Genomic DNA, 20900 nt, shown 5'->3' on the forward strand with positions numbered 1-20900 from the left:
CTCAGCGCTGGTCGGGCGCGGCCGTCGGACCTGCCTCACCGGAGTCGGAGCCGGCGGTCGCCTCCGGGCCGTCGACCCGCTGCGGCTCGGCCCCGGCCGGCGGCGTCCCACCGTCGGCCGGCTGCGCCGCGTCGGCGCCCGGGGCCGGGTCGGTGGCTGCCGGGGCAGCCGCGTCGGCGGCAGTCGGCTCGCCGGGCCCGGCCGGCTCGGCGTCCGCGTCCGGTGCTCCGGCAGCCTGCGGGGCAGGCGACCCGGCTGCCGACGGTGCCTCGTCGTCGGCCGGCGTCGCCACGGCCGGCGGTGCCGGCGTCGTCGCAGCGGCAGGTGCCGCCGCGACGGCGGGCTCCAGCGGGGTCACGGAAGCCGGCTGGGCCGGGGTCACGACGGCGGGCGGAGCGGCGACCGGCACCGCAGCGGCGGCCCGCGCGGTCGGGGCGGCCGACTCGGCCGGCTCCGACCCGCCGAAGAGCCGGGGCAGCGTGGCGGTGTGCGCGGCGGACAGCTCGTCCAGGCCGATCCGGAACTGGTCGCGCACCTCCAGCGCGCCGCTCGCCGGGTCGGTGACGCCGACGAACTCCCACGGCACCCCGCGCTCGGCGCAGAGCGCGGTGAACGCCTTCTCGTGGCCGCGCGGCACCGAGACCAGGGCCCGCCCGGCCGACTCGCTGAACAGGAAGACGAACGGCATCGAGCCGCCGGCGAACTGCTCCGGCACCGCGATCACCGCGCCGACCCCGCGCCGCAGGCAGGACTCGACCAGGCTCTGCGCGAGACCACCGTCGGAGAGGTCGTGCGCGGAGCTGAGGTGCCCGACCCGGGCCGCCTCGGCCAGCAGGTCGGCCAGCTGCCGCTCGCGGCCCAGGTCGACCTGCGGCGGGATGCCGCCGAGGTGCTCGTGGGTCACCCAGGCCCACTCGGAACCGGAGAGCTCCACGTGGGTCTCGCCGAGCAGGAAGAGCTGGTCGTGGTCGCCGCCGGTGCGCGGGACGAAGCCCATCGGCACCCGGCTGGCCACGTCGTCCAGCACGCCGAGCACGCCCACCACCGGGGTGGGGTGGATCGCCGCCGCGCCGGTCTGGTTGTAGAAGCTGACGTTGCCGCCGGTCACCGGGATGCCCAGCTCCAGGCAGCCGTCCGCCAGGCCGCGCACGGCCTCGGCGAACTGCCACATCACGCCCGGGTCCTCGGGCGAGCCGAAGTTGAGGCAGTTGGTCACGGCGATCGGCTTCGCGCCGGTCACGGCCACGTTCCGGTACGCCTCGGCCAGCGCCAGCTTGGTGCCGTGGTACGGGTCGAGGCGGGCGTACCGACCGTTGCCGTCCAGCGACAGGGCCACGCCGAGGCCGGTGCGCTCGTCGATGCGGATCACGCCGGAGTCCTCCGGCTGGGCGAGCACGGTGTTGCCCAGCACGTACCGGTCGTACTGCTCGGTGACCCAGGTCTTGTCGGCGAGGTTCGGCGACGCGATCATGCGCAGCACGGTCTCGCGCAGGGCCTCCGGCGTCGACGGCCGGGGCAGCGTCTCGGCGCGGTCGGCCTGGAGCAGGATCAGGTCGGCCGGCTCGCGCATCGGGCGGGCGTAGACCGGACCGTCGTCGACCAGTGACCCCGGCGGGACGTCCACGACGAGCTGGTCGCGCCAGGTGATCACCAGGCGGCCGGGCCGACCGTCCGGCGACGGCGCGGTGACCTCGCCGATCGCGGTGGCCCAGACGCCCCACTTCTCGGCGGTCTTGAGCACCGCCTCCAGCTTGTCCGGGGCGACGACCAGCAGCATCCGCTCCTGGGACTCGCTGGCCAGGATCTCCTGCGGCTCCATCGACGCCTCACGCAGCGGGACCCGCTCCAGCCAGACCCGCATGCCGGTGCCGGCCGACGCGGCCGTCTCGGTGAGCGCGCAGGTCAGGCCCGCGCCGCCGAGGTCCTGGATGCCGACGACCAGCTCGGCGTCGTACAGCTCCAGGCACGCCTCGATCAGCAGCTTCTCCATGAAGGGGTCGCCGACCTGCACGGACGGGCGGCGCTGCTCGCTGCCCTCGTCGAAGGTGGCGCTGGCCAGCACCGACACGCCGCCGATGCCGTCGCGGCCCGTCCGGGCGCCCATCAGCACCACGACGTTGCCGGGGCCGGTGGCTTCCTTCTTCTGCAGCCGGTCGACCCGCAGCACGCCGAGGCAGAGGGCGTTGACCAGCGGGTTGCCCTGGTAGCAGGGGTCGAAGACGACCTCGCCGCCGATGTTGGGCAGGCCGAGGCAGTTGCCGTAGCCGCCGACGCCGGCCACCACGCCGGGCAGCACCCGGGCGGTGTCGGGGTGCTCGGCCGCGCCGAAGCGCAGCGGGTCCATGACGGCGACCGGGCGGGCACCCATGGCGAGGATGTCCCGGACGATGCCGCCGACGCCGGTCGCCGCGCCCTGGTACGGCTCGACGAAGCTCGGGTGGTTGTGCGACTCGACCTTGAAGGTCACCGCCAGCTCGTCGGAGACCTGGACCACACCGGCGTTCTCGCCGATGCCGGCCAGCAGCCGGTCGCTCGGCGGGGCCTTCTCGCCGAACTGGCGCAGGTGCACCTTGCTCGACTTGTAGGAGCAGTGCTCGCTCCACATGATCGAGTACATGGCCAGCTCGGCCTGGGTGGGACGCCGGCCGAGGATCTGCCGGATCCGGTCGTACTCGTCGTCGCGGAGGCCCAGCTCGGCGTACGGCTGGAGCTCCTCGGGGGTTTCGACGGCGCGCGGCACGGTGTCCAGGCCGTGCGCCCAGTCGGCGGCCGGGACGGGCCGGGACGACTCGGGGTGGACCGGCTCGCCGGGACGGGCGGCCGGGTCGACCGGGCCGGCCTGCGGCGCCACGGTGGCCGCGAAGGGCTCCGCCGGGGTGGCCGGAAGGCCGCCCGGGGTCTCCCGTACCGCCGGGTCCGGATGGGTGGTCATGACCTCTCCTCGCTGCGCTCGCCGCCGCAGGGGCGGTGGAGCCGACCGTTGGTGCCGCGCACGGTCACGCCGGCGCCCCCACCAGGTGCTTGAGCACCGAGGTGAAGAAGCCGAGGCCGTCCAGGGAGGGGCCGGTGAGCGCCTCCACGGCGTGCTCGGGGTGCGGCATGATGCCGACCACGTTGCCGGCGGGGTTGGTGATGGCGGCGATGTCGCGCTGCGACCCGTTGGGGTTGCCGCCGACGTAGCGGGCGACGACCCGGCCCTCGGCCTCCAGCTGGTCCAGCGTGGCGGCGTCGGCGACGTAGCAGCCCTCGCCGTTCTTGACCGGGATGAGGATCTCCTGGCCGGCCTGGAAGGCGTTCGTCCACGCCGTGCCGGCCGCCTCGATCCGCAGGACCTGGTCGCGGTTGCGGAAGTGCAGGTGCTGGTTGCGGGTCAGCGCGCCGGGCAGCAGGTGGGCCTCGCAGAGGATCTGGAAGCCGTTGCAGATGCCGAGCACCGGCAGGCCGCCCCGGGCGGCGTCCACCAGGGTCTCCATCACCGGCGCGAACCGGGCGATGGCCCCGCAGCGCAGGTAGTCGCCGTAGGAGAAGCCGCCGGGGAGGACGACGGCGTCCACCCCGCGCAGGTCCGGGTCGCCGTGCCAGAGCCGGACCGGCTCGGCGCCGGCGATCCGGACGGCACGGGCCGCGTCCCCGTCGTCGAGCGAGCCGGGGAAGGTGACCACACCGACCCGGGCGGTCACGGGTGCGCGCCCGCGGTCTCGTCGGTCTCGACCAGGCGGACGGTGAAGTCCTCGATGACCGGGTTGGCGAGCAGCTTGTCGGCGATCTCCCGGGCCCGGTCCAGGTCCGGTTCACCGGTGAAGTCGATCTCGATCCGCCTGCCGATCCGGACAGAGGCGACGTCGCTGACGCCGAGCCGGGGCAGCGCGTTTGCGACGGCCTGGCCCTGAGGATCGAGGATCTCGGGCTTGAGCATGACGTCGACGACGACGCGAGGCACTGGGCACTCCTGACTGTGTACGCAGTTGGGTGCCGACCCACAACGGGCGAGCGCAGCCAGCCTACCTGGCAGATACCGCCTCAGCCGCACCGGCCGGGCGCGGTTCAGGCAGTGATCAACATAACCGGCGGAACGCGGGGCCGCTCCGTGTCCGATCACACGCGAAACGTCCCGGAGCAGGCGGTTCACCACGCCAGTGGTCGCCAAATTGTTACATCGGCTAGTCTCGATCGAAGCCTTGCCGCCAGAATTGGCCACCCCTAGTATCCATCGATACAGGTCAATGGAAGTCCTGGCGGGTGACCCCCGCGCCCGCCGGCACGACCGACCCGGCGACCCCGGGTCCTAGGCAAGGAGTACGTCCCCATGCGCATCCGTTCCCTGCTCGCCGTGGCCGGTGCCGCCCTGGCCGGCGTCCTCGGCGTCACCAGCGCCGCCACCGCCGCACCGGCCGGCCCCCAGCCCATCATCGGCGGCGGCACCGTCTCCTCCGCACCGTGGGCCGCCGCCGTCTTCAGCAACGGCTCCTTCACCTGCTCCGGCAGCGTGATCGCCTCGACGTGGGTGCTCACCGCCCGGCACTGCGTCAGCGGCACCATGTCCGTACGGATCGGCAGCGTCTACTACGCCTCCGGCGGCACCACCCGCACCGTGAGCGCCTCCTACACCCGCTACGACCTGGCGCTGCTGCGGCTCTCCAGCGCGGTCAGCACCTCCACCGTCTCGCTGGCCAGCAGCAACCCGCCGGTCAACTCCACCAACACGATCTACGGCTGGGGCATGACCTGCTACAGCGGCTGCGGCGCGTCCAGCCAGCTCAAGACCGCCAGCGTCCGGGTGACCAGCACGAACGTCACCGACGCGTACGGCGGCCAGGCGATCCGGAGCACCGCGGTCAACGGCAACGCGTGGCGGGGCGACTCGGGCGGCCCGCAGTTCTACAACGGCCAGCAGGTGGGCGTCGCCTCCACCGCCGACGGCGTGAGCATCCAGAACTACGGCAGTGTCGCGTACAACCGGGCCTGGATCACCTCCGTGGCCGGTGTCTGACGGTTAGCGCCCTCCTCGGCGCGGATGGTCGGCCGAGCGCCGACCGTCCGCGCCGACCCCTTTTGCAGCATCCGATCAGGTGACCACGGCCGACGAACCGCCGCCCGCCGGTGCGACAGCATCAGAACCGTGCTGGTCGTGACGACGGATCAACTGCCCGGCTACGAGATCCGCCAGATCCTCGGCGAAGTGGTGTCCTCGATGGCCAGGACGCGCAACCCGTACCGCGAGGGGGTGAAGAACCTCCGCGGCGGCGCGTACGACCCCATGGCGCCGGACAACCTGACCCGCTGGCGTACGGACTCGGTCGCCCGCCTCGGCGAGGAGGCCCGCCGCCTCGGCGCGAACGCCGTGATCGGCATGCGCTTCGACAGCCGGGACTGCGGCGAGATGTGGATGGAGATCTGCGCGTACGGGACCGCGGTCATCGTGGCCGCCAAGACCCCGGACGTCATGCCCCCGGACCAGCCGATGATCGCCGCCGACACGGCACACGACCCGGCGATCGCCGAGGCCCCGGGCGGCATAGCCGAACCGGCGAGCGCCCCCAACCTCTCCTCGGCCGCCGAAACCCCCACCCGCAACGCGTGACCCCCCACCCACCCGGCCCGGGGTCGGCCGGGGTCGGGTCGGTGATCAAGAGAAAAGTGTCGGAGTTGATCTCCAGCATGACGCAGATCTCTTGATCACCGGGGCGAACCGGGGGTGGGGGTGGGGTGGGTCAGAGGATGGGGGGTGGGGTGTAGGTGGCCGCCTTGGGGTGGGTGAGGGCGATCTTGGCGATGCGGGTGGTCACCCGGTCGACCTGGGCGCCGGCGGTGCCCACGAAGGCCGTCCGGTCGGCGATCAGCGCGTCGATGTCGGCGCGGGACAGGCCCAGCCGGTCGTCCGCCGCCAGCCGGTCGAACAGGTCGTTCTCGGTGGCGCCCTGCTCCCGCATGGCCAGCGCCACGCCGACCGCGTGCTCCTTGATCGCCTCGTGCGCCGCCTCCCGGCCGACGCCCCGGCGCACCGCCGCGACCAGGATCTTCGTCGTGGCCAGGAAGGGCAGGAAGCGCTCCAGCTCCCGGTTGACCACCGCCGGGTACGCCCCGAACTCGTCCAGCACGGTGAGGAAGGTCTGGAACAGCCCGTCGGCGGCGAAGAACGCGTCCGGCAGGGCCACCCGGCGGACCACCGAGCAGGAGACGTCCCCCTCGTTCCACTGGTCGCCGGCCAGCTCGCCGACCATCGACAGGTAACCCCGGATGATCACCGCGAAGCCGTTCACCCGCTCGCTGGACCGGGTGTTCATCTTGTGCGGCATCGCGCTGGAGCCCACCTGGCCCGGCTTGAAGCCCTCGGTGGCCAGCTCCTGGCCGACCATCAGCCGGATCGTGGTGGCCAGCGACGACGGCGCGGCGGCGACCTGGGCCAGCGCGGCGAGCACGTCGAAGTCGAGCGAACGGGGGTAGACCTGGCCGACGCTGTCCAGCACCCGGGCGAAGCCGAGGTGCTCGGCGACCCGGCGCTCCAGCTCGGCCACCTTGTCGGCGTCGCCATCGAAGAGGTCGAGCTGGTCGGCGGCGGTGCCGACCGGGCCCTTGATCCCCCGCAGCGGGTACCGGGCGATCAGCTCCTCCAGCCGCTCGTACGCGATCAGCAGCTCCTCGGCGGCCGACGCGAAGCGCTTGCCCAGCGTGGTGGCCTGCGCGGCGACGTTGTGCGACCGGCCGGTCATGACCAGCCCGGAGTGCTCGTTGGCGAGCCGGGCGAGCCGGGCGAGGGTGGCCACCACCCGGTCCCGCACCAGCTCCAGCGACGCGCGGACCTGGAGCTGCTCGACGTTCTCCGTGAGGTCCCGGGAGGTCATCCCCTTGTGCACGTGCTCGTGCCCGGCGAGCGCGCTGAACTCCTCGATGCGGGCCTTCACGTCGTGCCGCGTGACCCGCTCCCGCTCGGCGATCGAGGCCAGGTCGACGTCGTCGAGCACCCGCTCGTACGCCTCGACCACGCCGTCGGGAACGGCCACGCCGAGGTCCCGCTGGGCGCGGAGCACGGCGAGCCAGAGCCGCCGCTCCATTCGCACCTTCTCCTCCGGCGACCAGAGGGCGACCAGTTCGGGCGAGGCGTACCGGTGGGCGAGCACGTTCGGGATCGTCGTCACGTGCCTCATTCTCTCGCACGCTCGGACCGCCGCCCGAGCCAGCCCACCTCGGACACCTCCTCTGACCAGGCCAGGAGGCGCTGGTCACACCTTGGGCTGTCGCGCACCGGGGCGGTCACCACGATGATGCTGGTCCCGGCCGAGCGGGCCGGTCCGTCGGCGACCCAGAAGTAGGCGATGGTGAGCCCGACCCGCCGATTGGCAGGACAGGGCTCACCGCCGAGGCAGAATCAGCAGGTGCCGATCCCGGCACGGGGCTGGCAGGTGCAGGACGGCACACCGTTGACGCACGTGCAACGCAGGTAGTAGGGCCGGTAGGACTGGCAGTAGCAGTAGCTGCCCCACCAGGCGCTGCCCTGACACGCCGCCGCGGTAGCCGTTGCCTTAGGCACGACCAGGCTGAGCATCCGGTCGCCCAGCGACTCGACCAGTCGGATCATCGCTTCCTCCTTCGTTACTGGAGTCCGTCCCGCCGAACGGAACAAAGAAGATTGTACATATTTAACTGTTCCGATGATTCGCTGAACCGATTTTTCGCAGCACCACGCCGAGTACGTCCGAGAGGATGAAGTAGCCGATCTGCCGTGAGTCATGACTTACCGTACGGTTGTCCCCGATCAGCACCAGCAGCCCCGACGGCACGGTCGCCGTCTGGGTGTCGTCGCCCGACATCCTCCCGCCGGGGGCAACCTTGGCCAGCGAGTCGACCTGCGACACGTCCATTCCGGGCAGTTCTGGCGGGACCGGATCGCCCGGCAGCGCCGCGATCCTCTTGATCAGCCAACCCCTGTCCGAGACCGAGCGACTGTTGACGGCCCGCCGCCCCGGTACCCACTGCCTGTCCGGCCATCCGGCGACCACGACCTGACCGGTACGCAACGCCGAGGGTGGCATTCGCCGCACCAGCACCCGGTCGCCGGGGCGGTACGTCGGCAGCATGCTCTCACCGTCAACCGTGACCAGCACATACCGACCACGCAGCCACCACGCCACCGCCAACGGCACCGCCCCGGCGACGGCGAGGGCGGCGACCCCGGAGATCGATATGGTCACCGCGCCTCGTCCGGTACCGGATCAAGCTGGTAGCCGTCCGCCTGACGACGGAACAGCTCGGCGTACGCACCACCGGCTGCCAGCAACTGGGCGTGCGTCCCCTGCTCGGCCACCCGCCCGTCGGCGAGCACCACGATCCGGTCGGCGTCACGGATCGAGCCGAGCCGGTGCGAGACGAGGACACTGGTCCGGCCGGCCCGGTGGGCACGAAGCGCGCTGTGCACCTCGTACTCGGCGTCGGGGTCGAGGCCAGCACTAGGCTCATCGAGGATCATCAGATCGTGCTCCTCTCGCAGGTAGGCACGGGCCAGGGCGATCCGCTGCCATTGCCCGCCGGAGAGGCGCACCCCGGTCTGCGGGTCGCCCTGATCCGACTCACCGTAGAAGATCCGGGTGAGCAGGGTGTCGTAGCCGTACGGCAGCGCCTCGATCGCCGGATGCACCCCAGCCTGGCGTGCCGCGCTGGTCAGCCGGTCCCGGTCGGCCAACGCCGGGAGGTTTCCGACCCCGATGTTCTCCGCCGCGCTCAGGTCGTAGGCCATGTAGTCCTGAAAGACGGCACCGATCCGGCGGCGGAGTTGTGCCACGTCGAGGTCGCGCAGGTCTACGCCGTCCCAGAGGATCGCTCCCCGGCCCGGGTCATAGAAGCGGCAGAGCAGCTTGACGATGGTGCTCTTGCCCGCGCCGTTGAGCCCGACCAGTCCCACTGCCTGACCCGCCGGCACGTACAGGTTGACGCCGCACAGCACCCAGGGCAGCTCGTCGCTGTAGCGGAACCAGACATCCCTCAGTTCGATGCCCCGGCGCAGCGACTCCACCGGTGCCGGATCGACGGCCAGTGGCAGATCCACCGGACCGGTGGTGATCACCGCGAAGTGGTCGAAGAGCATCAGCTGCTCGCGTCCGTCCGCGACGGCACGCACCAGCGAATTGAGCCCACTCTGCACCCCCGCGAGTGCGGCGATCACAATCGAGACGTCGCCCACGGTCAACTCACCCGCGTACGCCGCCCGGACCGCCCAAAGCAGCCCGGCGCCGCCGACCACCGCCGCCAGCACCGCCAGCACACCCTGGACGGCGAGTTCCCGCCGGTCGACGCGGCGCAGAGCCTGGTTGGCGCGACGCCGCTCCCGTAGCATCCGCTCGCGTAGGAAGCCCTCCAGGCCGAACAACCGGATCTCCTTCGCCGCCTGCGCGTCCTGGAGCAGGGTCCGGTAGAAGACCTCGGTACGTTCCCAGGGGCCGATCTGCCAATGCAACCGGGCCCGGCGTCGGGCAAGCGCCAGTTCGGCCAGCAACACCGGTGCGGCGGCCAGCAGAACCAGTCCGGTGAGGGCCGGGCTGAGCAGGGTGAGCGAGCCGATGAAGCCGACGATCAGAAGCGCCCCGCGGACCAGGCCGAAGGCCGCCTCCACCAGTTGGAGCGGCATGGCCGCACCCTCCTGGGCCAGCCGCAGCCCGTCCAGGAAGGTCGGGTCCTCCAGACGCGCCAGCCCGACCTGGCGTCCCACCGAACGGTAGAGCTCGTCGTCGGCGACGATGGCGATGTTCCGCCCGATCTCGGCGGTCAGGTAGTCGCCGAGCCGTGGTAGCAGGGCGGTGCCGAGCCCGGCGACGGCCAGACCGGCACCGGAGACGAGCACCGTTGCCCGGTCCACGCCGCTGCCGACCGCGTCCAGGACCGCCTTTAGCAGCCAGGCGGTGACGATCGGCAGCACCGCACCGGCCACCGTGACCAGACCGTAGGTGACCGTGACCAGGGGTGCCCCGCGCCGGACGAGGCGAGCGCCCGCAGCGGCTGCGGTCAACATCGGCCACCGACGGCTCACGGTCGCGCGGGGCGACCCGTCCGACGCCTCCTCCTGCGACCCGGCGAGTGGGTCGAGTCGGACCGGGCCACCGCCGTCCGGTGGACTCATCCGGCCACAGGCGTCGAGATCTCGTCGAGCCTGGAACCGCTGGCAATGACGACACCGGATTCGTCGATCAGACCGATTGCCGGGAAGCCCTGCACCCCGAAGGCGGTGCAGACCGGCCCTCGGTCGGATTCGACGACGACCCGGGCCACCGGCGTCAGCGCGGCGACGGAGCCTCCGGCGGCGTCCGGGTCACTGACCACGACTGCGAGAACGCGGTCCCGACCACCGGGGTGCTCGGCCGCGTACTGGATGAACTGCGGCATCCGTTCCTTGCAGGGGGCGCATCCCGGGGAGAAGAACGAGACGAGGGTACGCCCAGCCAGCCCGTCCCGGGTGAGGGCCACGCCGTCCTCGGTGACGGCCTGGAACGGCCCGACGGTGTCCCCGGCCTGGAGCATGATCTGGTCGCCGTGCCCGGCCTCAAGGCCGGCGAGTCGTTCGGAGTGTTCACGTAGCCGCTTGACCAGCCCGAAGGTGAGGATCAGATTCAGCAGGCCGATCACGCCGACGACGATGACGGCAGCGGAAAGGTACGCCATGGAAGGGCTCCTTTGGGTCGCGCTATCGGGGTGATCGACTACTTCGTTGTCGCGGGTTCGTCGTCATGTCGGCGGCCTTCGCCAGGCCCTCACGGACCACGGGTCCACGTCGGACGGGCTGGGCGACGGCTCCACGCCGGGCAGGCTGGGCAACAAGGAGGTCGGCGATGTCGTCGAACCGCACGAAGACCAGTCCGCCCACTGCACCGGCCACGGCGGCCACGGCGACGCCCGCCAGCGCAACGCCGCCGGCGGCACCACCGGCTACCACTCCCACCAGCGCGGCAGCGATCAGCAGGCCGTTACGGAGGAGGTGTCGCCGCCCGAGTGGCGCACCTGTCGCACCGAAGCAGCGGCAGGCCACCTGCTGCCGACGGTGCAACGTCACGAGGACCCCGCTGCTGAAGGCGACCAGGAGCAGTGCTGCGAGTACATGGCCGAGCCTGCGGGTCGGCGGCAACAGCAGCAGAATCGGGACGGCAGCTTCCGCCACGACAACTGCACAGGCGGTGGCGGAGACGAGCCGCGCCGGCACCATCCGCAACGCGGCGAGTGAGGCGACGAACTCGCGCCAGGCCCCTCGGTTGCGAACCTTGCCGAAGGCAGCGGCAAGGAAGACCACTCCGATCAGACAGCGCAGCGCGATGTCAACGTGCTCCAGCACCAGGTCAGGCTAACAATCCTGACCATCACATGGAAAGAGCCTTAAATATGCAAGATTATTTATGCGATGCTGCGTCGGCGAGCGACGCAGCCGGTGGGGCGGGTCAGGAGAAGGCGGGGCGACCAGTGAGGGCGTGGTGCAGGGCACGGCAGGCGGTGTCCTCGGTCGTGGGTCCCCCAGGCATCGAGGAGACGCCGCGTTCGTAGAGGCCGATCCCTCAGCGCCCGGCCGACGCCCGAGCCAGCCCGCCCCTCGCGCCGGGACGGGCCGGCGGTGACGTCGCTGGTCAGACGCGCGGGATGTCGTGCACCTTCGCGGTCACCACGATGGTCTTCGACTGCTTGCCGTGCGCGTTGCGGACGGTCAGCGTGTAGGTGTGCTCCTGGACGTCGCCCTCGCCACCGGAGCAGGGGAAGTTCAGGGTCTCGCTGCCGGCCGGCGGGTAGTTGTCGCCGTACACGCCGGGGCCGTCGACCGAGAGGGCGACCGAGTCGACGTTGCCGGTCTTCCACTCCACGACGACCGGGGTGCCGGCGATCGGGTTGACGTTGGTCCCGGCCGGGCAGGCCGGCTTCTGGGCGACCCGGAAGTATCCGATGGTGGGGCCGCTGGACTTGGTGCCGGACCCGCCGCCGCTGCTGCTACCGGAACCGCCGCCGGTCGAACCGCCGCCCGTCGAACCGCCGCCCGTGGAACCGCCGCCCGTCGAGCCACCACCGGTGGAGCCGCCGCCCGTCGAGCCGGTGCCGGTGCCGGTGCCGGTGCCGGTGCCACTGTCGCCGGAGCTGGAACCGGAGCCGGCCGAGACAGGCGCATCGCCGGGTGCCTCGGTGACGGTCGTCTTCGCGGTGGACCCCCCGGAACCCGTGGCGGTGGACGCGCAGCCGGCGGCGGTGAGCGCGACGGCCAGGCCGAGGACGACGGGGGCGAGGTGGGCGGGGCGGAGCAGGACTCGACCGGGCATGGCCACTCCTTGACGGGTGCCGCCGGTGACGTCCGGGCGGGCTGGACCCACAGTAGGGACGCCCGGCAACAGGGATCAGTACGGCGCGGGCCGACCCGTCAGCGCCGTGTAGAGGCCAGCGGCGGCGGCCTCCTCGGAGTCGTACGCCTGGCGGACGTCGTGCGTCCCGCGTTCGTACAGGCCGATCTCCCAGCGTCCGTCGGGCGAGCGGCGCAGGAACCAGAAGTCGGGCGGGACCGGCACGTGCTCGTGCACACCCTCGATCTCGAAGGCGTCCGGGGACAACCCGGCCGCCAGCAGCGCGGCGCGTACGTGATGCCGGTCCACACCCGACCTCCGTTCATCCGGTTCGTCGTCAGCAGACGGCCGGGACGCCGCCGCGCTGGAGCGGGACGGCGCACGGTGCCGCCTCCAGGTTCTCCTCCACCAGGAAACCGTGCGCGAGCAGCCAGGTGACGCTCAGGTTGCCCCCGGCCTGCGGCAGGTACGCGGGGTTGAGCTGGAACTGGGTGCCCATTCCCGGCTGGGCGAACCACGGGGCGATCGGCCCGGAGTCCACCGGGAACGGCTTGACCACGCAGTAGACGTGGTAGTTGGCCAGCGGCGCGTCGGCCGGCGTGTTCAGGTTCGACGGCGGCAGCGACCGGGCGCTGAACGGGGTGCCGAGCGGGGCGAGGAACGCGCCGCCCGGGAAGCCGAAGCGGTCGAGGCGGTAGCCGGGCAGCAGGGTCTGCTTCGCCTTGATCGGCACCCCGTTCGGGCCGAGGACGAAGCCGTTCGCAGGCGGATAGACGTACGCGGTCTGGGTGGCGTTGCCGTACTGCTGGAGGAACTGCGACTCGGTGAGGCCACCGAAGCGCTGGTAACCGGCGAGCAGCGGACCGACCGGCGGCGCGGTGGGCAGCGTGGCGGGGCCGAGCAGCGGGTTGTTGTCGTAGAACTGGGTGGTCGGCGGCGCGTTCGGCGGGACGCCGGGGCGGCACAGGCTGTCGCCCACGGGCGGCTGCGGCTGGGCGGGGCCCGTGGGGGCCACGTCGCCGGAGCCCGGGAGACCGGAACCCCAGAAGCCGGCGCCGAGGCCGGTGGCGGAGGACCGGTCGGCGATGAGCCGGGTGCCCTGGTCGGTGTCGATCGGGGCGGCCTGGGCCGCCACGGCGGGAAGCAGGGCCAGGGCTGCGCCGGAGAGCGCCGCCAAGGCCCAACGAGGTATTTTCACGTCAAACCTCCAGAAAAGGGACAGGAGCTGCCCTCATCTTCTGGAGATCGGGACTGGAATGTGAGGTTTCGTGCGGTTTTCTACCGGTAGAGGTCGGTCAGCGCAGCCGGCACGCCGCCAGCGCGGCCGGTGACCGTCAGCGCAGCCGGTACACGGTCACCGGGCCGGCGACGAACCCCACCTCGGCGAGCCGGGCCAGCTCCGGCGACACCGGGCCGGCGGCCGAGTCGGCGAGCAGCCACCGCACGCCGTCCTCGCGGCGCACCCGGTCCAGTTCGGGGGCGGTCGGCGCGGTGAACAGCCGCTCGTTGCGGGCGAACAGCTCCGGGTCGGGGGCGGGCTGCCGGGGGTACGAGAAACCGTCGCGGGCGTGCCCAGCCAGGGCCTCGTCCGTGTAGCCCCAGCTCTCCACGAGCGTCCGCCGGCCGCCCAGCCCGCTCACCCAGAAGGCCCGCGCGTCGCAGTGCGCGACGGTCCGCACCGGCCGGCAGTGCACGTTGGTGGCCACCACGTCCGCCGGGTCGGCGTGGGCGTCCAGCCAGAGGGCGGCCCGTGCCTCGTCCCGGGTGAGCGCCCAGGGTCGTTCGGCGGCGGTGAGCGCCCGGGGCGGGTCCCCGATCCGGCGCGCGGTCCACTCCAGGCCGCCGGCCACGCTCGCCCCGCAGAGCGCGGCGACCACCCCGGCCACCGCAGCCCGGCCACGCCACGACGCCCCCGCCGCAGGCCGGCCCCGGCTTTGGTCTCGCCGGGCGCGCAGCGCGGCGAGCAGGACCGCCAGCAGCGCGGCGACGCCGGCCAGCAGCAGCACCCGGCCCGCCGGCACGGCCATCGCCCACAGCCAGGCCCGCCGGGTCCGCTCGGACGGGGCCAGCGGGTCGAGCAGCCACTGGGCCGCCGCGCCCACGGTCGCCGCGACCGCCACGACCGGCCACCACGGGCGCGCCTCGGCCAGCAGCCACACGGTCAGCAGGGCCCCGAACGGGACCACGGCCATGAAGAAGTAGAGCTGGCTGACCGACGGATGGAAGAAGGACCAGGCACCGCCCGCCCCGGCCAGCAGCGCCCCGGCCAGCAGCCATGCCGCCGGGTCGACCCGGGTGCCCCGGCGGGCCAGCAGCAGCACGCCGACGAAGCGGGGCGCCTGGAGCGCCAGCCACCAGCCCAGCACGGCGAGCGCGAAGAGCCACCCGGCCGCGCCGGCCGCCGCGAGCCCCGGCGGCAGCAGGCCGCCCGCCGCGATGCCCCCGCCCGCGCCGACGGTCCCCCGCCACGGCGCGAGGAACCGCAGCACCCCGAACACCTGCGGGGAGAGCACCCCCGCGCCGCCCCCGGCGAACAGCCGGTACCCGACGGCCATCGCCGCGACCAGCACCGCGAACAGCGACACGGCCGCCCACGGCACCCGGCGGGCCCGCCAACCGACGACCACCCCGGCCAGCGCCACGCCGGCGATCAGCGGGGGCAGGCCGCTGGACTTGGCCCCGGCCACGGCCAGGCCCGCCGCCGGCACCAGCGCCCACCCCCACCCGGGCCGCCGGCCGCGCACCACGTCCGCGCAGACGCCGGTGAGCAGCAGGAGCAGGGGCAGCAGGTACGTCTGCGAGGGGCTCTCCACGGACAGCGGGAGGGTGCCGCTGGCCGTCGCGGCGGAGCCGAGGGAGAGCGACACCCCGAGGTACGCCGTCGCCGCGGCGACCGGGCCGGCCCACCAGCGTCCGCTGAGGTCCCGGGCCAGCCCGGCGGTGACGACGACCGCCGTCGCGGCGACCGGCACCAGCCACAGCCGGAGCAGGATCGTCGCCGGTGCCGTACCGGTGATCATGCTGGCGCTGGCCAGGTGCGCGTCGACCAGGTAGTGGTAGCGCAGCGGTTCCCCGGCGAGTTGCGGCAGCTCGAAGGGCATGGTCCGGGTCAGCTCGTGCACCAGCCCCAGGTGGTAGAGCAGGTCCTGGTAGTAGACGTGGTCCACCGGCGGCAGCGGGTTCGCCCGCCAGCCCACGGCCGCCCAGGCCACGACGAGGACCAGCACCCCGGCGACCGCGGTCGTCCAGCGCAGCGGCAGCGGCCGGGGCCGGGCGATCCGCCAGTGCCGGCGCAGCCGGGGCACCGCGACGAACAGCGCCAGCACCGGCACCGGCCACCAGCGCAGCGCCGGCTGCGTGCCGGTGGCCGTGGCGAGCGCCCAAGCGGCGAGTTCCAGCAGCAGGCCGACGGCGGCGCCGTAGCCCAGGTCCTCCGGCAGGTTGCCCCGGCTGCCCCGCAGCGCCCGGTGCACGAGCGTGCCCGGCAGCACCAGGGCGAGCGACCAGTACGCGACGTACCGGGCGACGTCGCCGCCCGGGGTGCCCGTCCACCACCAGCCGGCGACCAGCGCGGCGAGCACCGTGGCCCAGGCGAGGGCCGCCGCGACCCGGCGGGCCGGCGGGCCGCCCCGACCCGTCGGTGCGTCGTGTGGGGCGGGCGCGTCCGACGCCACCGGCGGGCCCTGCGTCAGCACCGCCGGTTCAGTCACCGGCCCGGCCAGCCGCCACCGCCACGGCCGGCGAGTCGGACGCCCCGGCCGGGTCGACGGGCACCCCGCCGGGGCCGGATGCGCCACCGGAGCCGAAGGGAGCCTCGCCGGGGCCGAAGGGGACCCCGCCGGATTCGAAGGGCACCTCGGCGGAGTCGAAGCCGACGAGGTGGGTGGGGCGGTCCTGCACCGTGCGGTAGATGCGGCCGACGTACTCGCCGAGCAGCCCGAGGCAGATCAGCTGGACGGCGCTGAACAGCAGCACCGCCACGAACAGCGAGGTCCAGCCCGGAATGGTCGCGCCGTCGGCGTAGGCGACCAGGCCGAGGACGGCCAGCACCAGGCAGGCCGCGAAGCTGACCACGCCGAGCCAGGTGGCCAGCCGCAGCGGCGCGGCGGTGAAGTTCGCCGTGCTGTCCCAGGCCAGCGCGATCATCCGGCGCAGCGGGTACTTCGTCTCCCCGGCCGCCCGCGCCGCGCGGGAGTAGCGCACCTCGGCGGCGGCGAAGCCGAGCGAGGGCACCAGCAGCCGGTAGACCGGGGTGCGCTCGGGCAGCCGGCGCAGCACCTCCACCACGTCGCGGCTGACCAGCCGGAAGTCGCCCGCCTGCGCGGGCAGGTCCGCGCCGACGATGCGCCGCATCAGCCGGTAGTACAGGCCGGCGGTGCCGCGCTTGAACGGCGTGTCGGTGCTGCGGTCGGCGCGCACCCCGTACACGACGTCGACGCCCCGGTCGCGGGCGGTGGCCAGCATCTCGGGGATGACCTCGGGCGGGTCCTGGAGGTCGGCGTCGATGCTGACCACCCAGCGGCCCCGGGCCCGGTGCAGGCCGGCGGTGAGGGCGGCCTGGTGGCCGCTGTTGCGGCGCAGCCGGACGAGCCGGAGCTGGGGCCAGGACCGGGCGTGGTCGAGCAGCAGCCGGGCCGTGGCGTCGCGGCTGCCGTCGTCGACGGCGACCACCTCGTACGTGGTGCCGGTGCCGTCGAGCACCGGCCGGAGCCGCTCGACGAACACCGCGACGACGTCCTGCTCGTTGTACATGGGGACGACCACGGACAGGTCCGGTGTCGCCCCGGCTGCGCTGATGTCCATCGCCGGCCACCCTGCCGGCCCGAGGCCACCACAGCCACACACCGAGTTGAACGCCCGGTGAACGTCGGCCGCCCGGCACCGGACGGCCGGACGGCGGCGGGTCAGCGCGGCGAGCTGCGGCAAGGCCCGGCGAGGCGCGGTCAGGCAGGCGGGGCCGGGCGTCAGCGCTCCAGGATCGCCGTGACCCCCTGGCCGCCGGCCGCGCAGATCGAGATGAGCCCCCGCCCGGAACCGGACTCGGCGAGCAGCTTGGCCAGCGTGGCGACGATCCGCCCGCCGGTGGCGGCGAACGGGTGGCCGGCGGCCAGGGACGAGCCGTTGACGTTGAGCCTGTCCCGGTCGATCGACCCGAGCGGGGCGTCCAGGCCGAGCCGGTCCTTGCAGAACTCCGGCGACTCCCAGGCGGCCAGCGTCGCCAGCACCTGCGAGGCGAACGCCTCGTGGATCTCGTAGTAGTCGAAGTCCTGCAACGTCAGCCCGGCGCGGGCCAGCATCCGGGGCACCGCGTACGCGGGGGCCATCAGCAGCCCCTCGTCGCCGTGCACGAAGTCGACGGCCGCCGTCTCCGACCAGGAGAACCAGGCGAGCACCGGCAGGTTGCGCTCGGCCGCCCACTGTTCGGAGGCGAGCAGCACCGTGGACGCGCCGTCGGTGAGCGGGGAGGAGTTGCCGGCGGTCATGGTCGCGTGCTCGGCGTCCGGGCCCCGGTGGCCGAAGACGGGCTTGAGCGAGCCAAGCTTCTCCATGGTGGTGTCGGGGCGGAGGTTCTGGTCCCGGTTCAGCCCCAGGTAGGGGGTCAGCAGGTCGTCGAAGAACCCCCGGTCGTACGCGGCGGCGAGCCGCTGGTGGGAGCGGAGCGCCAGCTCGTCCTGGGCCTGCCGGTCGACGTTCCAGCGCAGGGCGGTGCGGGCGGCGTGCTCGCCCATCGACAGCCCGGTGCGCGGCTCGGCGTTGCGCGGGATCTCCGGCTGGAACGGCTGGAGCGGACGCAGCTTCGCCGCGATCTTCAGCCGCTCGCCGAGGGTGCGGGCGGAGTTGAGCCGGAGCAGGGTGCGGCGCAGCTCCTCGTTGACGGCCAGCGGGGCGTCGGAGGTGGTGTCGACGCCGCCGGCGATGCCGGCCTCGATCTGCCCGAGGGCGATCTTGTTGGCGACGAGGATCGCCGCCTCCAGGCCGGTGCCGCACGCCTGCTGGATGTCGTACGCCGGGGTGTGCGGGTCGAGCTTCGAGCCGAGCACCACCTCGCGGGTGAGGTTGAAGTCCCGGGAGTGCTTGAGCACCGCCCCGGCGACGACCTCGCCGACCCGCTGCCCGGCCAGCCCGAACCGCGCGACGAGCCCGTCGAGGGCCGCGCCCAGCATGTCCGCGTTGGACGCGCTGGCGTACCGCGAGTTGGACCGGGCGAAGGGGATGCGGTTGCCGCCGATGACCGCGACCCGCCGGATGCTCTGCACGATCCCGCCTCCGTTTCAGGGCTTGCCCACAACCTACTGGCCAGTAGGCTACGCCTATGACCGACAGGTACGCGAGCTTCGTCCGATCGGGGGCCGGCCGCGCGCTGGTCAAGCGCCTGGGGCTGCCCGACCCGCCACGACTGCGCCGGCACACCCCGGGGGACCCGCTGCTGACCGGGCCGGCCCTGCTCGGCTCGGCCACCGGCGGCCGGCTCGCCGGGCCGGTCGGCACGATCCTGACCGCCGCCGGGGTGGAGCTGCGCGATCCGGCCACCGCCGACGCCCAGGAGCGCTTCGGGGCCCTGGTGTACGACGCCACGGGCATCACCGACTCCACCGGCCTGCGCCAGCTCTACGACTTCTTCCACCCGCGCGCCCGCTCGGTGCTGCCCGGCGGCCGGGTGATCGTGCTCGGCACCCCGCCCGACGAGTGCGGCACGCCGCGCGAGGCGACCGCCCAGCGGGCCCTGGAGGGGCTGACCCGCAGCATCGGCAAGGAGTTCGGCCGGGGCGTCACCGCCCAGCTCGTGCACGTCACGGCGCACGGGGACGCCGGCACGGCCACCGGCCTGGAGGCCACCCTGCGGTTCCTGCTCTCGGGCCGCTCGGCGTACGTCTCGGGGCAGGTCGTCCGGGTCGGCGCCGGCGCGGCCGAGCCGCCGGCCGACTGGGACCGGCCGCTCGACGGCCAGGTCGTCCTGGTGACCGGGGCGGCCCGGGGCATCGGCGCGGCCCTGGCCCGGGTGCTGGCCCGCGACGGCGCGCAGGTCGTCGCGCTCGACATCCCGGCCGCCGGGGACGAGCTGGCCGCCGTCGCCAACGAGATCGGCGGCACCGCCGTGCAGCTCGACCTGACCGCCCCGGACGCGCCCACCCGGCTCGCCGACCACCTCGCGTCCCGGCACGGCCGGGTCGACGTGGTGGTGCACAACGCCGGCATCACCCGGGACCGGACGCTGGGCCGGATGGACGCCGACCGGTGGGACAGCGTCATCGACGTCAACCTGTCCAGCCAGGAACGCATCAACGACGTGCTGCTGGAGCGCGGGCTGATCCCGGCCGGCGGCCGGATCGTCTCGGTCTCCTCGATCGCCGGGATCGCCGGCAACCGGGGCCAGACCAACTACGCCACCTCCAAGGCGGGCGTGATCGGGCTGGTGCAGTCGCTCGCCCCGGCGCTGCGCGAGCGCGGGATCAGCGTCAACGCGGTCGCCCCCGGGTTCATCGAGACCCGGCTGACCGCCCGCATCCCGCTCGTCGTGCGGGAGGCGGGCCGGCGGATGAACAGCATGACCCAGGGTGGCCTGCCCGTGGACGTCGCCGAGACGATCGGCTGGCTGGCCTGGCCGGCGAGCGGCGCGGTCAGCGGCAACGTCGTCCGGGTCTGCGGCCAGAGCCTGCTGGGGGCGTGATGACCGACGCGGAGACGCAGGGCCGGACCCTGCTGGAGCTGCCCCGGCTGCCGCAGGCCGGCCCGCTCTACCGGCGGGCCCTGCTCGGGGCGCTGCCCGGCCCGGGTCGCCGCCGGGGCGACGCGCTGCCGCAGGTCGAGCTGGCCGTCGCCGGGGTCGCCGTCGACCGGGCGCACCTGGCCGACTACGACCGGGTGTGCGGGTTCCGGCTGGCCGACCGGCTCCCGGGGACGTACCCGCACGTGCTGGGGTTTCCGCTGGCGCTGCGGCTGATGACCGCGCCGCAGTTCCCGCTGCCGCTGGTCGGGCTGGTGCACGTGGCCAACCGGATCACCGTGCGCCGGCCGGTCGAGGCCGGCGAGCCGCTGGACTTCCGCGCGTACGCCGAGAACCTGCGCCCGCACGAGCGGGGGCGGCAGGTCGACGTGGTGCTGGTCGGGGCGGCCGGCGGGGCGGAGGTGTGGCGCGGCGTGTCGACGTACCTCGGCAGGGAGCGCACGGCCGGCGGCGGCGCGCGGCGCGACCGGGGCGACCGGCCCGCCGCGCCGGCCGCCACCGCCTCCTGGCGGGTGCCGCCGCGGGTGGGCACCGACTACGCGCGGGTCTCCGGCGACCACAACCCGATCCACACCTCCCGGCTGGGGGCGCGGCTGTTCGGCTTCCCCCGCCCGATCGCGCACGGCATGTGGAGCAAGGCGCGCTGCCTGGCCGCGCTGGAGAGCCGGCTGCCGGAGGCGTACACGGTCGAGGTGGCGTTCAAGCTGCCGGTGCCGCTGCCGTCCACGGTGGCCTTCACCGCCACCGCCGACGGCCCGGCCTGGGAGTTCGCCCTGCACGACGCGCGCAGCGGCAGGCCGCACCTGGTGGGCTCCGTGCGCTGACGAGGGGTCAGGGCTTGGCATTCACTCTTTCGTGCGCTAAGTTGTTCTCACGTTGAG

General features: G+C 73.6%; 19 protein-coding genes. 4 read left to right on the forward strand and 15 right to left on the reverse strand.

Annotated features, from left to right (window positions below; all coding sequences use genetic code 11):
• Position 1 precedes the first annotated feature (1 nt).
• From purL to purS, 3 genes are all read right to left on the reverse strand, one after another.
• Positions 2-2932, reverse strand: a complete 2931-nt coding sequence (gene purL, locus ACVMYR_RS03405; RefSeq protein WP_457121085.1) for a phosphoribosylformylglycinamidine synthase subunit PurL — start codon at positions 2930-2932, stop codon at positions 2-4.
• Between the two features lie 64 nt (positions 2933-2996).
• Positions 2997-3680, reverse strand: coding sequence for a phosphoribosylformylglycinamidine synthase subunit PurQ (purQ, locus tag ACVMYR_RS03410; protein WP_043961201.1), 684 nt, complete (start codon positions 3678-3680; stop codon positions 2997-2999).
• The gene (gene purS, locus ACVMYR_RS03415; protein WP_043961200.1) at positions 3677-3940 is read right to left on the reverse strand and encodes a phosphoribosylformylglycinamidine synthase subunit PurS; all 264 of its coding nucleotides are present in this window, start codon (positions 3938-3940) and stop codon (positions 3677-3679) included. Before purS ends, purQ begins: the two co-directional genes overlap by 4 nt.
• A 366-nt stretch (positions 3941-4306) precedes the next feature.
• Here purS and ACVMYR_RS03420 point away from each other — a divergent pair, with 366 nt between their 5' ends.
• Positions 4307-4990, forward strand: coding sequence for a S1 family peptidase (locus ACVMYR_RS03420; protein ID WP_077935506.1), 684 nt, complete (start codon positions 4307-4309; stop codon positions 4988-4990).
• Between the two features lie 24 nt (positions 4991-5014).
• A complete protein-coding gene (locus ACVMYR_RS03425) occupies positions 5015-5581 on the forward strand; it encodes a YbjQ family protein (protein ID WP_091282542.1) in 567 nt (188 codons plus the stop codon).
• Between the two features lie 130 nt (positions 5582-5711).
• On the opposite strand, the gene purB is transcribed toward ACVMYR_RS03425, so the two are convergent.
• From purB to ACVMYR_RS03485, 12 genes are all read right to left on the reverse strand, one after another.
• On the reverse strand, positions 5712-7136 hold the full coding sequence (purB, locus tag ACVMYR_RS03430; RefSeq protein ID WP_228986635.1) for an adenylosuccinate lyase: 1425 nt from the start codon (positions 7134-7136) through the stop codon (positions 5712-5714).
• Between the two features lie 230 nt (positions 7137-7366).
• Positions 7367-7576, reverse strand: a complete 210-nt coding sequence (locus ACVMYR_RS03435) for a hypothetical protein (RefSeq protein WP_457121086.1) — start codon at positions 7574-7576, stop codon at positions 7367-7369.
• A 61-nt stretch (positions 7577-7637) separates the two neighbouring features.
• Positions 7638-8189, reverse strand: a complete 552-nt coding sequence (lepB, locus tag ACVMYR_RS03440; RefSeq protein WP_457121087.1) for a signal peptidase I — start codon at positions 8187-8189, stop codon at positions 7638-7640.
• The gene (locus tag ACVMYR_RS03445; RefSeq protein WP_457121088.1) at positions 8186-10000 is read right to left on the reverse strand and encodes an ABC transporter ATP-binding protein; all 1815 of its coding nucleotides are present in this window, start codon (positions 9998-10000) and stop codon (positions 8186-8188) included. The genes lepB and ACVMYR_RS03445 overlap by 4 nt, the downstream gene beginning before the upstream one ends.
• A gap of 104 nt (positions 10001-10104) precedes the next feature.
• Positions 10105-10647: a TlpA family protein disulfide reductase gene (locus tag ACVMYR_RS03450; protein WP_457121089.1), complete on the reverse strand. Its 543-nt coding sequence runs from the start codon at positions 10645-10647 to the stop codon at positions 10105-10107.
• A 22-nt stretch (positions 10648-10669) separates the two neighbouring features.
• Positions 10670-11311 (reverse strand): MauE/DoxX family redox-associated membrane protein, encoded by a 642-nt coding sequence (locus tag ACVMYR_RS03455; protein ID WP_457121090.1) that lies wholly within the window; start codon positions 11309-11311, stop codon positions 10670-10672.
• A gap of 286 nt (positions 11312-11597) precedes the next feature.
• Positions 11598-12275 carry a hypothetical protein gene (locus tag ACVMYR_RS03460; RefSeq protein ID WP_457121091.1) on the reverse strand — a complete coding sequence of 226 codons (678 nt, stop codon included), beginning with the start codon at positions 12273-12275 and terminating at the stop codon, positions 11598-11600.
• 75 nt (positions 12276-12350) lie between these two features.
• On the reverse strand, positions 12351-12602 hold the full coding sequence (locus tag ACVMYR_RS03465; RefSeq protein ID WP_043961194.1) for a hypothetical protein: 252 nt from the start codon (positions 12600-12602) through the stop codon (positions 12351-12353).
• Positions 12603-12630: 28 nt separating this feature from the next.
• Positions 12631-13491, reverse strand: a complete 861-nt coding sequence (locus ACVMYR_RS03470) for a TNT domain-containing protein (protein WP_431895341.1) — start codon at positions 13489-13491, stop codon at positions 12631-12633.
• A 136-nt stretch (positions 13492-13627) separates the two neighbouring features.
• Positions 13628-16003, reverse strand: coding sequence for a hypothetical protein (locus tag ACVMYR_RS03475; protein WP_457121092.1), 2376 nt, complete (start codon positions 16001-16003; stop codon positions 13628-13630).
• Positions 15996-17096, reverse strand: coding sequence for a glycosyltransferase family 2 protein (locus ACVMYR_RS03480; RefSeq protein WP_396789277.1), 1101 nt, complete (start codon positions 17094-17096; stop codon positions 15996-15998). The genes ACVMYR_RS03475 and ACVMYR_RS03480 overlap by 8 nt, the downstream gene beginning before the upstream one ends.
• Before the next feature lie 161 nt (positions 17097-17257).
• Positions 17258-18550, reverse strand: a complete 1293-nt coding sequence (locus ACVMYR_RS03485; RefSeq protein ID WP_431895337.1) for an acetyl-CoA C-acetyltransferase — start codon at positions 18548-18550, stop codon at positions 17258-17260.
• A 56-nt stretch (positions 18551-18606) separates the two neighbouring features.
• On the opposite strand from ACVMYR_RS03485, the gene ACVMYR_RS03490 reads away from it, so the two are divergent.
• Together ACVMYR_RS03490 and ACVMYR_RS03495 are read left to right on the forward strand one after the other, a co-directional pair.
• Positions 18607-19962, forward strand: a complete 1356-nt coding sequence (locus ACVMYR_RS03490) for a 3-oxoacyl-ACP reductase (protein ID WP_457121093.1) — start codon at positions 18607-18609, stop codon at positions 19960-19962.
• Positions 19962-20843 (forward strand): MaoC/PaaZ C-terminal domain-containing protein, encoded by an 882-nt coding sequence (locus ACVMYR_RS03495; RefSeq protein ID WP_457121094.1) that lies wholly within the window; start codon positions 19962-19964, stop codon positions 20841-20843. Before ACVMYR_RS03490 ends, ACVMYR_RS03495 begins: the two co-directional genes overlap by 1 nt.
• Positions 20844-20900 lie beyond the last annotated feature (57 nt).

Source organism: Micromonospora sp. PTRAS2, from assembly GCF_054052245.1.

Excerpts from the sequence above, each read along its gene's own strand:
- purL (WP_457121085.1), bottom strand. The coding sequence starts at position 2,932 with ATGACCACCCATCCGGACCCGGCGGTACGGGAGACCCCGGGCGGCCTT.
- ACVMYR_RS03420 (WP_077935506.1), top strand. The coding sequence starts at position 4,307 with ATGCGCATCCGTTCCCTGCTCGCCGTGGCCGGTGCCGCCCTGGCCGGC.
- ACVMYR_RS03425 (WP_091282542.1), top strand. The coding sequence starts at position 5,015 with ATGGTCGGCCGAGCGCCGACCGTCCGCGCCGACCCCTTTTGCAGCATC.
- ACVMYR_RS03435 (WP_457121086.1), bottom strand. The coding sequence starts at position 7,576 with ATGATCCGACTGGTCGAGTCGCTGGGCGACCGGATGCTCAGCCTGGTC.
- ACVMYR_RS03445 (WP_457121088.1), bottom strand. The coding sequence starts at position 10,000 with ATGTTGACCGCAGCCGCTGCGGGCGCTCGCCTCGTCCGGCGCGGGGCA.
- ACVMYR_RS03450 (WP_457121089.1), bottom strand. The coding sequence starts at position 10,647 with ATGGCGTACCTTTCCGCTGCCGTCATCGTCGTCGGCGTGATCGGCCTG.
- ACVMYR_RS03460 (WP_457121091.1), bottom strand. The coding sequence starts at position 12,275 with ATGCCCGGTCGAGTCCTGCTCCGCCCCGCCCACCTCGCCCCCGTCGTC.
- ACVMYR_RS03480 (WP_396789277.1), bottom strand. The coding sequence starts at position 17,096 with ATGGACATCAGCGCAGCCGGGGCGACACCGGACCTGTCCGTGGTCGTC.
- ACVMYR_RS03490 (WP_457121093.1), top strand. The coding sequence starts at position 18,607 with ATGACCGACAGGTACGCGAGCTTCGTCCGATCGGGGGCCGGCCGCGCG.
- ACVMYR_RS03495 (WP_457121094.1), top strand. The coding sequence starts at position 19,962 with ATGACCGACGCGGAGACGCAGGGCCGGACCCTGCTGGAGCTGCCCCGG.